Annotated in this window: 10 protein-coding genes; all 10 read right to left on the bottom strand. The window is 68.1% G+C overall.

Features of this window, described 5'->3' with window-relative positions; genetic code table 11:
• Positions 1-9: 9 nt before the first annotated feature.
• The 10 genes from CDO46_RS21175 to uvrC all read right to left on the bottom strand — a co-directional run bounded on the left by CDO46_RS21175 (position 10) and on the right by uvrC (position 14,088).
• Complete coding sequence (locus CDO46_RS21175) at positions 10-1,575, bottom strand: acetolactate synthase large subunit (RefSeq protein WP_087840569.1); 1,566 nt, start codon at positions 1,573-1,575, stop codon at positions 10-12.
• On the bottom strand, positions 1,572-2,855 hold the full coding sequence (gene gabT / locus CDO46_RS21170) for a 4-aminobutyrate--2-oxoglutarate transaminase (RefSeq protein ID WP_087840567.1): 1,284 nt from the start codon (positions 2,853-2,855) through the stop codon (positions 1,572-1,574). The genes CDO46_RS21175 and gabT overlap by 4 nt, the downstream gene beginning before the upstream one ends.
• Complete coding sequence (locus tag CDO46_RS21165) at positions 2,852-3,085, bottom strand: hypothetical protein (protein ID WP_087840565.1); 234 nt, start codon at positions 3,083-3,085, stop codon at positions 2,852-2,854. The genes gabT and CDO46_RS21165 overlap by 4 nt, the downstream gene beginning before the upstream one ends.
• 3 nt (positions 3,086-3,088) lie before the next feature.
• The gene (locus CDO46_RS21160) at positions 3,089-4,066 is read right to left on the bottom strand and encodes a tripartite tricarboxylate transporter substrate binding protein (RefSeq protein ID WP_087840563.1); all 978 of its coding nucleotides are present in this window, start codon (positions 4,064-4,066) and stop codon (positions 3,089-3,091) included.
• 16 nt (positions 4,067-4,082) lie between these two features.
• Positions 4,083-4,625 (bottom strand): 3-phenylpropionate/cinnamic acid dioxygenase subunit beta, encoded by a 543-nt coding sequence (locus CDO46_RS21155; RefSeq protein WP_087840561.1) that lies wholly within the window; start codon positions 4,623-4,625, stop codon positions 4,083-4,085.
• 12 nt (positions 4,626-4,637) lie between these two features.
• Positions 4,638-5,981 (bottom strand): aromatic ring-hydroxylating dioxygenase subunit alpha, encoded by a 1,344-nt coding sequence (locus CDO46_RS21150; protein WP_087840656.1) that lies wholly within the window; start codon positions 5,979-5,981, stop codon positions 4,638-4,640.
• A 181-nt stretch (positions 5,982-6,162) separates the two neighbouring features.
• The gene (locus CDO46_RS21145) at positions 6,163-9,855 is read right to left on the bottom strand and encodes an AAA family ATPase (RefSeq protein ID WP_176400812.1); all 3,693 of its coding nucleotides are present in this window, start codon (positions 9,853-9,855) and stop codon (positions 6,163-6,165) included.
• A 396-nt stretch (positions 9,856-10,251) separates the two neighbouring features.
• Positions 10,252-11,466 (bottom strand): MFS transporter, encoded by a 1,215-nt coding sequence (locus CDO46_RS21140; RefSeq protein ID WP_087840558.1) that lies wholly within the window; start codon positions 11,464-11,466, stop codon positions 10,252-10,254.
• Between the two features lie 83 nt (positions 11,467-11,549).
• The gene (pgsA, locus tag CDO46_RS21135; RefSeq protein ID WP_087840557.1) at positions 11,550-12,119 is read right to left on the bottom strand and encodes a CDP-diacylglycerol--glycerol-3-phosphate 3-phosphatidyltransferase; all 570 of its coding nucleotides are present in this window, start codon (positions 12,117-12,119) and stop codon (positions 11,550-11,552) included.
• 43 nt (positions 12,120-12,162) lie between these two features.
• Entirely contained in the window at positions 12,163-14,088 is a 1,926-nt protein-coding gene (uvrC, locus tag CDO46_RS21130) for an excinuclease ABC subunit UvrC (RefSeq protein WP_087840556.1), read from the bottom strand.
• Between the last annotated feature and the right edge of the window lies 1 nt (position 14,089).

The raw sequence follows: 14,089 nt of genomic DNA, 5'->3' as shown, positions 1-14,089 counted from the left end.
TGGCGCCGCTCAGGGCAGCATGACCTCGATCAGTCGCGGTCCGCGTTCGGCCATGGCGCGCCGGAACGAGCGCCGCAATTCGCTTACCGTCGTGGCGCGTTCGGCATGGACGCCGAAACCCGCGGCCATGCCCAGCCAGTCCAGGTCGGGGCGCGAGAGCTGCAGCAGGTCCCGCACCGGCGGCGAAGCGAGTTCATAGCCGTTGCGGCGCATCTCGTCGATCAGGATGTTGTAGCGGCGGTTGGACGCGATGAGGATGGTCACGTCGGCGTTCTCGCGCGCCATCGACCACAGGGCCTGTACCGTGTAAAGCGCGCTGCCGTCCGATTGCAGGCCCACGACCTTGCGGTCCGGCGCGGCGATGGCGGCGCCGAACGCGGCCGGTATGCCCTGGCCGATCGCGCCGCCGGTCAGCACGATGCTGGCATGGCGCGCGGTCCGCGCGGCAATGGCGTTGAAGGGGAAGGCCAGGGTCTTGCCCTCGGCCGAGATGATGGCCTGTTCCGGCAGCCAGGCGGCCACCACCCGCGCGGCGCTTTCGGGCGTCAGGTCCTCGCCCAGGTCCTGGTCGCTCACGCGCTCGGCCGGCGCCAGGCCGCGCCGGGCCAGCTTCAGGTCGTCGGCCAGGGCCGCCAGCGTGGCGGAGCCGCCCCGCCCTTCCTGGCACAGCTCGACCATGCGCGCCGGATCGCCCAGGTAGCTGGGATAGCCCTCCACGCCGAAGAAGGCCACCGGCCGCCTGGCGCCGACCAGCGCCACGAGCTCGAAGCCCAGCAGATAGGCGTGGGCCTGCTCGGCAGCGGGATTGAAGCGGCGGATGGCCGGCAGGCCGCCGCCGTGTTCGCTGCGCGCGGGAAAAGTCTCGCCCACGACCTCGACGTTGGCCAGGCCCTGGAACCGCAATGCTTCCATCAGCGCCGGCTCGTGCAGGGCGTCGCCGCCCAGCAGCAACAGGGTCTTCCTGCCCGCGGCGACATGTGCCGCCACCTGTTCGACCAGGCTGGCTTCCAGCACCGCCGGAGAGTCCGGCACGCGGGCGGCGAACACGGGCTCGTCCATCGCCGCCGCCTGCAGGTCCATGGGCAGGATCAGGGTATGGATGCCTCCTTGCGGCGCCATCGCATTGGCCAGGGACTGGCGTACCGACATCACCAGCGACGCGGGCGAATCGGCCCGGTAGACGCCGGCCGATACCGGCCGCGCCAGCGACTCGATATCGCTGGCCAGCGGCGGATCGGCCTCGACGTGCCAAGACATGTGCTCGCCGATCACGTTGTAGACCGACGAGCCGGCTCGCCGGGCGTTGTGCAGGTTGGCGATGGCGTTGGCGAACCCGGGTCCCAGGTGGGTCAGCGTCATCGCCGGCGTGCCGCGCATGCGGTAATAGCCGTCGGCGGCGCCGGAACATACGCCTTCGAAGGCGCACAGGATGGGCCGCACCTGCGGCACGGCATCCATCGCGCCGACGAAGGGCAGTTCGGTTGTGCCGGGATTGGCGAAACAGACCTCGATGCCGGAGGCGGCGGCGCTGCGCAGCAGCCATTCGGCACCGGTCTGCCGGGTGGGAACGTTCATGCCACCAGCTCCTGCCGGGTCGCCTCGACCAGCGCGGCGTCGATGATGTCCATGCCCCGTTCGAACAGGGGCATGGGCGTGTTGAGCGGGAACAGGAAACGGATCACGTTGCCGTAGCTGCCGCATACCAGCAGGATCAACCCGCGCGCCAGCGCGTGCTCGCGCACGGCCTGGGCCAGCGCGGCCGAGGGCCGCCCCTGTTCGTCCAGCAGTTCCATGGCCAGCATGGGACCGAGGCCGCGTACCTGGCCGATGCAGCCATGCCGGGCCCGCGCCGCCTCCAGGCGCCCACGCATCACGCGGGCCAGCTCGTTGCCGGACTCGAGCAGGTTTTCCTGCTCGAACACATCCAGGACGGCATGCGCGGCGGCGATCGCCAGCGGCGCGCCCGCGTAGGTGCTGCCCAGGCCGCCGGGCGCCACGGCATCCATGACCTCGGCACGCCCGACCACGGCCGACAGCGGCATGCCGCCGGCCAGGCTCTTGGCCACCGTCGTCAGGTCCGCCGCCACGCCGAAGTGTTCCATCGCGAACATCTTCCCGGTACGCCCCATGCCGCACTGGATCTCGTCGGCGATAAGCAGCATGCCGTGCCGGTCGCACAGCGCGCGCAGTCCGCGCATCAACGCCTGGGGCGCCGGATGGAAGCCGCCCTCCCCCTGCACGGGCTCGATCACGATGGCGGCCACGCGGGCGGCTTCGACGTCGTAGCGCAGCAGGTCCTCGAGCGCGGCCAGGGACCGGGCCACCGCCTCGGACGTGTCGGCGGACGGAAACGGCACGCGATAGACGTCTCCCGGGAATGGACCGAAACCCGTCTTGTAGGGCGCGACCTTCCCGGTCAGCGCCAGCCCCATCATCGTGCGTCCATGGAAGGCGCCGGTGAAGCCGATGACGGCGGTCCTGCCCGTGGCCGCGCGCGCGATCTTGACCGCGTTCTCCACGGCTTCCGCCCCGGTGGTGAAGAACACCGTCTTCTTGTCGAAATCGCCCGGCACCAGCGCGTTCAGGCGCTCGGCCAGCCTCACGTAGGATGCGTAGGGCACGACCTGATAGCAGGTGTGCGTGAAACGCCGCGCCTGCTCGACGATGGCGGCCTCCACCCGGGGATGCCTGTGGCCGACGTTCAGCACGCCGATGCCGCCGGCGAAGTCGATGTAGCGGCGCCCCGTCTCGTCGGTCAGTTCGCTGCCCGCCGCCTGCGCGGCGTAGATTTCCGTCACCAGGCCCACGCCTCGCGGGCAGGCCGCATTCTTCCTGTCGGTCCAGCTCGCGGTCACGACCCTTCTCCCTGTTGGTTGGCGTCGGCCAGGCCGACGATGTCCTGCGCGAACACGGTCTGTTCGGCATCGCCGACCAGTTCCGGCTCGGACGGATGCTCCACGTAGCGGCAGATCAGCCAGACGCCGTCCTGCGGGTTCTCGACCAGCTCCACGACCGCCCCTTCGTTGGTACGCAGCCGGGCTCCCGGCTTGATGTGGATCAGATTCAGCGCATTGTGTCCGCTCATGCTTCACCCTTCGGCGCGGATGTTGGCCAGCCGCGCCACCTCTTTCCACCGCGCCAGCTCGGCGCGGTTGAAGGCGGCATAGGCGGCCGCATCCTTGGTCGAGACCTGGAATCCCACGGTCTCGAAACGCTGCACGTTCTCGGGCTGCTGCGCGCCGCGCACGATGACCTCGCCCAGCTTCCTGACGACGTCGGCCGGCGTGCCGGCGGCCGCGTAGGCGCCCAGCCAGCTGGTCACGACGAAGTCCGGCATGCCCGACTCCACCATGGTCGGCACGTCGGGCAGTTCCTTGGTGCGGTTGGCGCTGGTCACCGCGATGGCGCGCAGCGTGCCTGCCTTGACCAGCGCGTTGACCGCGGGCGCGTTGGCGAATGCCATGTGGACGTCGCCGTTGCGCAGGCCCGAGATGACCTCGCCGCTGGACCGGTAGGGAATGTGGATCACCTTCGTGCCGGCCTGGAGGTTGAACAGCTCCGAGGTGAAGTGGGCCGAGGTGCCTACGCCGTTCGTGGCGTAGTTCAGCTTGCCGGGATTGGCCTTGGCGTACGCGATCAGTTCGCTCACGTTGCGCGCTTTCACGTCGCGCCCCACCAGCAGCACATTGACGAACTCCGCCACCTGCGCCACCGGCGTGAAGCTCGCCTGCGGGTCCACCGGCAGGTTGGGATTCAGGATGACCGGCAGGATCAGGCCCCCCAGCCCGCCCGACAGCAGCACGTGGCCGTCGTGCGGCTGTTGCAGCACGTATTGCTGGGCGATGGTGCCCGTGCCGCCGCCCTTGTTCTCGACGATGGCGGGCTTGCCGAATTCCTTGCTCAGGATTTCCGCCATCAGCCGGCCGGCGATGTCGGTCACGCCCCCCGGCGGATAAGCGACCACGACCTTCATCATGCGCGACGGAAAGCCGTCCTGGGCCCACGCGGGACAGCCGCCCAGCGCCGCGGCGCCGGCCAGCATCTTCAGCACATCTCGACGATCCATGTTTCGTTACCCCCAGTCAGAAGAAGACGGTCAGCGCCTTGCCCAGCAGCACGGTCTGGTCCAGCAGGATCTCGCGCCGCAGGACCTTCCAGCCCGAGTCGGTGCGGCGCAGCGTGTCGTTGCGCTTGCCGACGAACCAGGCGACCTCGGTATCCAGGCGGTTCTGGTAGACGATGAAGCGCGACCGGGTCCGGACTTCCTCCTCCAGCCCGGCGCCGGAGGTCTCCAGGATGCGCACGTTGGTCAGGAGGTGCGAGGTGCGCGAGGCCGGCTCCTCGGCCCAGTGCATGCCAGTGTTGATCTGCTCCACGCGCTGGCGCAGCGTCTGGATGCCTTCGTCGAACCACGCCGCTTCCACGCCCTCGCGGGTGCGTTCGCGCTCGCGGTTGTCACGCCTGACGTTGCGCGCGATGGGCATCCAATAGCGGATGTCCTCGTGCAGCAACGTCAGCCATTCGTCGAAGCGGCGCTCGTCCAGCAGGTCGGCCTCGCGGTAGAAGAACTGCTCGATCTCGCGCAACAGGAAGGCATGGTCGGTATTCAGGTGAGTGTCGGTCATGGCGCGCTCCGCTTATTCGTCGTAGGTGGGCATGAGTTCGTCCCACGAGCGCCCTTCCATGAACTGCGCCCATCTCGCGTAATAGTTCCGGTTGTTCTCTTCGGTGAACTCGCCCGTCGTCACCGCGCCGCGCAGGCCGGGCACGGGCTTGGCGTGTCCGATGCCCATCTGGTAGTTGTAGTGCAGCGTGCGGGCGATGGTCCCGGTGCTCGACTCGGTGGCGTAGCACCAGTTCTCCATGTCGTCGGACTCGGTCATGCCGCCCGGCCCCGAATAGCGCAGGTAGTAGGCGCGCGCCGCGTCCTTCACCTCCTGCGGGGCGTCCTTGTCCACGAGATAGATGCGCCACATCTCGGTCTCGGTCGCGCTGACCGGGTGGAATACCGCGATGGTGCGCGGCTGGCGGCCGTGCACCGCCATGTTGGGAAATATGGTGCCCACGCTGTGCAGCACGCGCATGGTGCCGGCCAGGTTCTTCTCGCGCTCCTCGTATACCTTGCGGTAGTACTGCTCCACCTCGGGATAGTTCGCGAAGATCGGCGTGTACGGGTTCTCTTCGTAGTACGGCGCGCGGCCGACCAGCCCGTGCCCCAGGTCCTTGAAGGAGATCGACACGCGATGGGGCGTGGGATCGCGCCGGCCCTTGCCGCCCGGTCCGATGCCCACGACGTCCACCGAGCGGTGGCTGATGTCGTGGTAGAGATCGGCGTTGAAGTTCTCGGCCGCGGTCTTCCAGTTGCAGGGAATGCGCCACTTCTGCACGCCGCCTATCATCTCCGATCCGCCGGGACTGCCGTCACGGTGGTCCAGGGCGAAATCCAGGTACAGCTTCATGTCGCCCAGGTACTCTTCGAACGACGGCGCGTTCTCGTCCCAGGTGGCCCAGATCGTGCCCTTGTAGTTGACCAGCTTGGCCACCGACTTCAGGCCCCAGTTCTTCTTGTCCAGCTCGCCGTAGTAATGGGTCTTGAAGCCCGGTACGCCCACCAGCTCGCCAGCCCGCTCCACCAGCTTGCCGTCGGTGGAATAGCTCCAGCCGTGGTAGGGACAGGTGAAGGTGCGATTGTTGCCCTGGTCGTAGCGGCACAGCCGCATGCCGCGATGCAGGCAGCTGTTGAGCAGGACCTGGAGCTGCCCCTGCCGGTCCCGGGTCAGGATGACCGAATCATTGCCCATCCGGCTGACGAAGTAATCGTCGGGATTGGGCACCATGCTCTCGTGCCCGACGAACAGCCAGGCTCGGGAGAAGATGCGCTCCAGTTCTTCCTGGAAGATGTCTTGGTTGACATAGACTTCGCGGCTGACCGTGCCCTGCTCGGCATCGACCAGTTGCTGCGGGGACCACTTCCGACTCATGTATCGTTCTCCGGAATGCGTGAACGGCGGCTGGAATGCGGGCGCGGCCGGATGGCGCGCCGGCATCCTGCCGGACATGTGTCAAAGGTAGAGGCGAGGCCTTCGGGTGTCTACGCAGCCCCAGCCATACCGGGTATGGCTGACGTGAATATCGGCCCCGCGCCCGCGCGGCGGGGCGTCCTCAGCGCAGGACCATTTGCGCGCCGTAGCGGGACAGCAGGCCCCGCGCGGCCCGGACTTCCCACAGCCCGTCGCCGCCCTGCACGCGCGCCATCATGCGGGCCATCAGGGCCAAGTGCCCGGCATCGGGGACGGGACAGGCGTAGCGCACCAGGTTGGTCAGCGCACGCAGCGCCAGCAGCGGAGAATCCAGCGCGCAGGCGGTTTCCAGCGCCCGCTCCAGCCATGGCCGGAACACGCTGGCCGGCTGTCCCTGGCGGAACAACTGCTTGCCCTTGATGCGCTCGAACTCGGACTGGAGGTAGCGGGCCTGGGTCTGCGTGACTTCGCGCAGCCCATGCGTGGTGGCGTCCAGCCCGGCACCGACGTCCTCCACCAGGTCGCATGCATCGGTCCACCGCGCGACCAGCAGGGGCGCGATCCCCTTCATGATGGCGGGAATCCGCTGCACGCACGAGGCCATCTCCGCCAGCGCCGTGGCGTCTCCGCGCACGGCCTTGACCCAGGCCTCGCTGGTCTCGGCGCAGACGGCCCACAGCGGCGTTCCCATCTCGCGCGCGATCTGCAAGGCTTCGGACGACAGGGTGGCGACCTCGTCGACCTCGCGGTTCAGCCGGTGCAGCTCGGTGGCCGACACCAGCGCGTACAGCAGCGAATAGCGGTGGCCGATGCGCCGCGCATGCGCCACCGATTCACGCGAGGCCTGCAAGGCGTCCTCGACCCTGCCGGTATGCCAGCAGGCGATGGACAGGACGGCCAGGTTCGTGACGCGGGCGTCCTCGCCCAGGGCCAGGTTGGCATGCTGGGGCTGGTAGGCCTTGGCGCCGTGTTCGAGATCCGCCACCGCCTCGGCAAAGCGCCCCAGGAAGAAATGACTGTAGCCCCGCGCATAGTAGGCGTGGGACAGCAGGTTGGGATCCCCGGCGGTGCCCGCCATCCGCAGCAGCGTTTCCGCCAGCGTCAGCGTCATCGAGAAATTGGCCCATGAGCTGGCGCTGGTCCACAGCCCCCAATAGATCGGGAACAGCCGGGGGTCGTCGCCCAGCGGCTGCGCCAGGGTCAGCGCCGAGCGGAAGGTCTCCACCGCCTGCTCGGAACCGAAACCGTAGAGCGCGCACAATTGGATGCCGAACTCCATCCGGATGCGCAACTCCTCCATGATGGCGTCGATGCCCTCGCCCTGCCGCTCGAACCATTCCAGCGCGCTGCGATAGTAGCTGACCGCCTCGCGATATGCGCATTGCGCGGCCGCCTTGCGCGCGGCCTCCAGCAGGTACTTGACGGCGGGCGCGCGGCTGCCGGCGCCGGAGTAATGCCAGGCCAGCACCTCCGGGTTGCCCTCGGCCAGGCTGGATTCGAGCCGCCGGGCCAGACGCGCGTGCGCCTGGACCCGCGCCACGCGCGTCTGCGACTGGTAGGCCGCCTCGCGCAGCAGGGTATGGCGGAAGGCGTAGGCCTTTTCGTCGCAGCGCACGATGATGTTCTGGCGCAGCATGATGGCCAGCGCCTCGGCCAGCTCGGCGCGAGGCTCGCCCGTGGCGTCGGCCAGCAGGTCCAGCGTGAACTCGCCGCCCACTACCGAGGCGAATTGCGCGACGGGGCGCGCGCGGCCCACGCTGTCGATGCGAGCCATCAGCAAGTCCTGCAGCGAAGCGGGCAGCGACCACGGCGCGGACGGATCCCGCCGGTCCGCCAGCACGTCGCGGGTCAGTTCCTCGGCATACAGCGGAATCCCTTCCGAGCGCTTGATGATGTCGCGCAACAGCTCCGCGTCGATGTCCTCGCCATCGGCCACCGCGTGCACCAGGTCCACCACGGCGAAATCGTCCATGGGCCCCAGGTCCAGATGATCGACCGCGACCGTGTGCTTCCACGGCGGCACGAACTCGGGCCGGGCGGTAATGAGCAGCATCCGGTCGGGCAAAGGATGCTCCACGAGCAGGGCCAGGACGTCGCGCGTGGAAGGATCGGCCCAATGCACGTCGTCGAAGCAGATGACGCCGCCTTCGGGCACCATGACCCGCAGCAATTCGTGGCACAAGGCGCCGATCTCGTCCACCGCGCCGGGCATGCCCGGGCCGGGTGTACCCGCCTGTGCCCCGACCATCATGCGCTGGCCGATCGTCTCGAGTATGCGCTGCGCGCTTTCGGGCAGGGATGACGGTTCGGCGGCAAGGCGCTCGCAGGCGCGCATCCATCGCACGAAGGGGTGATAGGGCATCTGCCTGAGCTCGGACGAGCATTGCAGGACGACGCGCTCGACCTGCAGGGTGTCGCAGAAATGCTCCACGAGAAAGGACTTCCCGAGCCCCGCCTCGCCGCGCACCAGGCCGACGTAGCACCCTCCCCGGTGGTAGGCGTCGACGAGCCGCGCCATTTCCTCGTCCCGCCCGCAGAACGCGCGCGCAGCGTCCTGCCGTTCCGGGGAATGCTTGCCGCTGACCAGGAAAACCTGCACCTCGACACCGCGGGACCAGTCGGTCAGCTGTCCCGCCGGCTCGATACCGTACTCGTCGCCCAGCAGGTGCAGGGTGACGTCGCTGACGGCCACGCCGGCCCCGCCGGCCATGGCGCCAAGCTGGAGCGCCAGGCGCGACACCATCCCGCCCGCGTCGGGAACGTCGTTCTCGGCGGAACTGATGGCGATGCCGGTATGCACGCCCAAGGCGACGCGCACCGGCAGGCTGCTTTCCTCGTCGCCCCAATGCCGCGACCAGATGCTGTTGTGGCACACCAGCGCCGCCGTCACGGCGCGCCGCGCGGAATCCTCCTGCGCGAAGGGATAGCCGAAATAGGCCAGCAACCCGCTGGGCATGCGCACGACGTGGGCGCCCGCGGCCCGCAGCGTCGGTTCGCAGCAGGCCATCAGCTGACGCTGGACCTCGACGATGTCCTCGGGTTCGCCGGTCACCTCGAATTCGCAGGAAAGCACGGTCAGTTGGCGGCGCTCGCCCATCGACGCCTGCCGGCGCGCTCCAGCCTCGCGGCCCGTGCCAGGCGCCTCGAGCAGCGCCGCCACCGAAGCATCCGGCGTGGTTCCCAGTTCCATGTCGAGCAGGTGGCGATAACGCTGAAACTCGCGCCTTGCCCGATCCAGCTGGCCGGCTTTCACCAGCAGGCGCAGCATCTGGTGCCAGGCCGTGCCGTCCAGCGGCGCGACGGTCACCCATTGTTCGGCGCATTCGATGCCCGCCTGCAGGTTCCCTTCCCGCTCGTGGCTCTCGACCAGCATCCCCAGTGCCTGGAGATAGCGCTGGTGATATTGCTCCCGGCGCATCTGCACCCAATTACCGAAGTCGGGCGCATCGTCCAGCTCCAGCCCCTGCAGGAATTCGCCGCGATACAGCGCCACCGCATGCGCGATGCGCTCGGAGTCGATCACCGCACCCATGGCCAGCGCGCGCTGCTCCCCATCCAGCACGGAAGTGAAGGCTCCGACATCGGTCCACAAGCCGGCCTCGGCGCGCAGCCTGAGCACGTCGCGGCTGCTTTCGATCGCATCGGGCTTGAGGGCGTCCTTCAGCAGGAACAGCATGCGCCGCAGGTTTTCCCGGCCGGCCTGCACGCTGGCGTCGGGCCACAGCATGAAGGCCAGCGCCTCGCGCGTATGGAAGCCGCCCTCGAGTGCCAGGTACGCCAGCAACGCTCTTGCCTTGTTGTAACGAATGGAAAGCGGTCCATCCGCGCTTTCCATGGCCAGGGGCCCCAACAGGTACAAAGAGAGCGAAGATCGCATAGCCTCGTGGATTCCGCGCAATAGATGTCTGAAGAGAACCGTGCCGGGAGCGAGCCCGCCAGGCTTACCGCCGCGGCCGAGTCCCAAGCTTACGGTTCATGCGTGACGGCTGTTTCAAGCCGCGCGCCGAAGCCTTTTCGTGGCCCCTTATTTTGCGTTTGGGTGACTTAAATACATCATTTATAGACCGCTTGCTAGAGGTTGTCGTTCCGCGAATCTTTTCCAATTGAAAAGAATGTCACAATCATGCGAACTTGGCATGTGCAACATGTTTCAGTCGGTTTTACGCTGACAAAAAGACAAGACATGAATCGCCGCAGCGAAGGCAGGCCCGCGCTCGGCGGGCCGGGCAGCTCAGTGCACGCGCCGCGCCTTGGCGGCGATCAGCGCGGCGAAGAAGGCCGCGAGTACGAACGCAAGAAATGCGCCCAGGTAGGGCCCCTGCCGCAGGCCCGCATCCAGCATCACGCCAAAGGCAAGCGGTGCCAACGCCGAACCCGTGTCCATGCCGGAGTATACCAATCCGTAGACCGAGCCCGTGGCGCCGCGCGGCGTGACCCGGCGTACCAGCATGTCGCGGGACGGCCCCGCGACGCCCGCGCACAACCCCGCCAGGGCGACGCAGGGTACCGCCGCCGCCACCGGCAGCCAGCCGGTGGCCAGCAGGGCCAACAGCGCGCCGGCCGCCACGAAGGACATGCCGACGATGCGCTCGCTGTAGGGACCGCTGGAGACCAGGAATCCGCCCAGCACCATTCCGCAGGCGCCGGCCACCATGTAGCCGGACAGCGCGGTACTGGCGGTCACGCTGGAGATGCCGTAGATGGAACCCAGGATGGGAATGGTGTAGTTCTGGACCGCCGAGATCGCGACGGACGAAAACATGAAGAACAGGAAGGCCCCCCACACTACGGGGTTGATCAGCAGCGCGCCCAGCGACGTACCCGCCGGGGCCGCGTCCAGGCGGCGCCCGCGGGCGGGGCGGCGCGCCGCCTCCACCGCCAGCAGGCGCCGGCCCACCACCGTCATGGCCAGGATGACTGCCACCAGCAGGCCCGCGCCGAAGGCGGCGACCCGCCAGTTGAACAGGTGGGTGAGCGTCGTGATGAATATGGGCGTGGTGGCCCAGCCCAGATTCCCGGTGATGCCGTGCGCGCTGAAGGCGTGTCCCAGGCGGGGACTGCTGACGCGGCGGTTCAGGATGGAGAAATCAACCGGGTGGAACACCGAATTGCCGATGCCGGCCACGACGGCCGCGGCCATCAGCCAGCCATAGTTGCTGGCCAGCCCGAGCAGCAGGCCCGCCACGACGAAGCAGGCGAGCCCGAACCACAGGACCGGACGCGCGCCCGCACGGTCCACCACGAAGCCGGAACTGGCCTGGCCCACGCCCGAGATCGCATAGAACACCGCGACCAGGACCCCCAGTTCGGCAAATCCCAGTCCGAACTCCGCCGCCAGCGGCGCGAACAACGAAGGAATCACCAGTTGGAAGAAATGGGAGCTCGCATGGGCGATTCCCACCAGTCCGATGACTTTCCAGTCGAGCCTGCGCCGGGCGAACCTCATCCCGGGGGCGGCCAATGCTTGCTGCACGTCGTCTCCTGCTTTATTGCTCTGCGGACTGCGCCGCGAATCCCGCCGTGCCGGCCCTAGGCAGATCGCCGGATGACCGGCCAGGCCCGCTGCAGGTAATACATCATCGACCACACGGTCAGCACGGCGGCGATCTCGATCAGCCTCGACCCCCACCAAAGCGTGTCGATGCCGGCCACGCGTCCGCCGTACAGCAGGCACGGGATCGCGGTCATCTGCGCCGCGGTCTTGAACTTGCCCAGCCAGTGCACGGCGACGCTGGTGCTGGCGCCGATCTTGGCCATCCATTCGCGCAGGGCCGAAATGGTGATCTCGCGGCCGATGATGACCAGTGCGATCATGGCGTCGACCCGCCCCAGGTTCAGCAGCACGAGCAGCGCCGCGCTGACCATGAGCTTGTCGGCCACGGGGTCCAGGAAGGCGCCGAACGAGGATGTCTGGTTCAGCCGCCGCGCCAGCCAGCCATCGAGCCAGTCCGTCAGCGCGGCGAAGATGAACATGCCCGTGGCCACCGCATCGCGCACGGCCGTGGGCAGCACATGCTCCGGTACGTAGTACACGCTGACGACCAGCGGGATCATGGCGATCCGCACCCAGGTCAGGATAATCGGCAGGTTCAGAGGCATGGTCGAATGCTAACAGGCTACGGGGAAAAGTTCTCGGCAGGGGTCAGTGCAGTTGGCGGTGGATGCGCTCGGCCAGTTCCAGGGAGATGCCCTCGACGGACGCCAGGTCCTCCACGCTGGCCGAGATCACCCCGCGCAGGCCGCCGAAGCGCGCCAGCAGGCGCTGCCGGCGCTTGGCGCCGACACCCTCGATTTCCTCCAGCCGCGACACGTTGCGGGCCTTGGCCCGCCTCGCCCGCATGCCGGTGATGGCGAACCGGTGCGCCTCGTCGCGGATCTGCGCGACCAGCATCAGCGCGGCCGACTCGCCCCCCAACGCCAGCGGCTCGCGGCCGTCGGCGAAAACCAGCGTCTCCAAGCCCACCTTGCGCCCTTCCCCCTTGGCGACGCCGACCAGCAGCCCGATGTCCAGCCCCAGTTCGGCGAACACCTGGCGGGCGATCTCGACCTGCCCCTTGCCGCCGTCGATCAGCACGACGTCGGGCATGATCCCTCCCCCATCGGCGATTTTCTCGTAGCGGCGCGTCAGCACCTGCCGCATGGCCGCATAGTCGTCGCCGCCGGTGATGTCGTCGATATTGTAGCGACGATACTCCTTGGGCTGCATGGCATGGTGGTGGTAGACCACGCACGAGGCCTGCGTCGCCTCGCCGGCGGTGTGGCTGATGTCGAAGCACTCCATGCGCAGGGTTTCCAGCGCGGCCTCGTCGGCGTCTATGCCCAACACCTGGGCCAGGGCCGCGGTGCGCGCCTGCTGCGACCCGGCCTCGGCCAGCACTCGCGCCAGCGCCAGTTCGGCGTTCTTCCTGGCCTGCTCGAGCCAGCTCTTGCGCACGCCCTGCGGTTGCTTGACGAGATTGACCTTCGATCCGGCCTGCTCCGCCAGCATCGCGACCAAGTCGGCGTCGGGCAAGGGGTGCGACACGACGATGGTGCCGGGCAAGGCACGGTCAATGTAGTGCTGGGACATGAAGGCCTCCAGCACCTCGGCGGGCGAATCGCCATCGGTATGCGAAGGGAAGAAGGCCTTGTCGCCCAGGTGGCGCCCGCCCCGCACCATCGCCAGGTTCACGCAGGCCTTGCCCCCCTGCATGTCGACCGCGATCACGTCGGTATCGCCGCTGCCCCCCTCCATGGTCTGCTGGTGCAGCACGCGCGACAGGGCCGACAACTGGTCGCGCAGGGCGGCGGCTTCCTCGAAGCGCATCTCCTGCGAGGCGGCGAACATCCGCGTCTCGATGTCCGTGAGCACGGCCTGGGTCTGGCCGCGCAGGAACTGCGTGGCCCGGTCCACGTCCAGGGCGTAGTCCTCTTGCGAGACCAGGCCCACGCAGGGCCCGGAACAGCGGTGGATCTGGTACAGCAGGCACGGCCGCGACCGGTTGGCGAAGACCGTGTCCTCGCAGGTGCGCAGGCGAAAGACCTTCTGCAGGATCTGTATGCTTTCGCGTACCGCCCACACGTTGGGGAAAGGGCCGAAGTACTGGTTGGCGCGGTCGGTGGTCCCGCGATAGTACGCGATGCGGGGGAACGCATGGCCGCTGACCTTCAGGTAGGGATAGGACTTGTCGTCGCGGAACAGGATGTTGTAGCGCGGCGCCAGCGACTTGATCAGGTTGTTTTCCAGCAGCAGCGCCTCGGCCTCGGAGCGCGTCACGGTGACCTCGACCCGCGCCACGCGGGCCAGCATATGCGCGATGCGCGGGCTGCCCACCTGCTTCTGGAAATACGAGGAAACGCGCTTCTTCAGGTCCCGCGCCTTGCCGACGTACATCACCTCGCCTTCCGCGTTGATGTGCCGGTACACGCCCGGCAGGTGCGGAAGCTGCGCCAGGAAGGATTTGATGTCGAAGGCCTGCCCGGGCTCTTCCGCGGCGGCCGGAGCGGGCGACGCCGGGGGCGCCACGGGCGCGTCCGGCTGCGCCGTCGTCTCCGGGGCCTGGTTCTCGTCCTTCTTGCGGCCGGCCATG

The sequence above is a fragment of the Pigmentiphaga sp. NML030171 genome (assembly GCF_002188635.1).
Taxonomy (GTDB): domain Bacteria; phylum Pseudomonadota; class Gammaproteobacteria; order Burkholderiales; family Burkholderiaceae_B; genus Pigmentiphaga; species Pigmentiphaga daeguensis.
The sequence above is the reverse complement of the archived record's forward strand: the minus strand, read 5'-3'. Positions and strand labels throughout refer to the sequence as shown.

What these genes read in the sequence shown, in the direction of transcription:
- CDO46_RS21140 (WP_087840558.1), bottom strand. Translation starts at nt 11,466, where the DNA reads ATGAGGTTCGCCCGGCGCAGGCTCGACTGGAAAGTCATCGGACTGGTG.
- CDO46_RS21165 (WP_087840565.1), bottom strand. Translation starts at nt 3,085, where the DNA reads ATGAGCGGACACAATGCGCTGAATCTGATCCACATCAAGCCGGGAGCC.
- CDO46_RS21155 (WP_087840561.1), bottom strand. Translation starts at nt 4,625, where the DNA reads ATGACCGACACTCACCTGAATACCGACCATGCCTTCCTGTTGCGCGAG.
- CDO46_RS21175 (WP_087840569.1), bottom strand. Translation starts at nt 1,575, where the DNA reads ATGAACGTTCCCACCCGGCAGACCGGTGCCGAATGGCTGCTGCGCAGC.
- CDO46_RS21160 (WP_087840563.1), bottom strand. Translation starts at nt 4,066, where the DNA reads ATGGATCGTCGAGATGTGCTGAAGATGCTGGCCGGCGCCGCGGCGCTG.
- CDO46_RS21150 (WP_087840656.1), bottom strand. Translation starts at nt 5,981, where the DNA reads ATGAGTCGGAAGTGGTCCCCGCAGCAACTGGTCGATGCCGAGCAGGGC.
- pgsA (WP_087840557.1), bottom strand. Translation starts at nt 12,119, where the DNA reads ATGCCTCTGAACCTGCCGATTATCCTGACCTGGGTGCGGATCGCCATG.
- CDO46_RS21145 (WP_176400812.1), bottom strand. Translation starts at nt 9,855, where the DNA reads ATGGAAAGCGCGGATGGACCGCTTTCCATTCGTTACAACAAGGCAAGA.
- uvrC (WP_087840556.1), bottom strand. Translation starts at nt 14,088, where the DNA reads ATGGCCGGCCGCAAGAAGGACGAGAACCAGGCCCCGGAGACGACGGCG.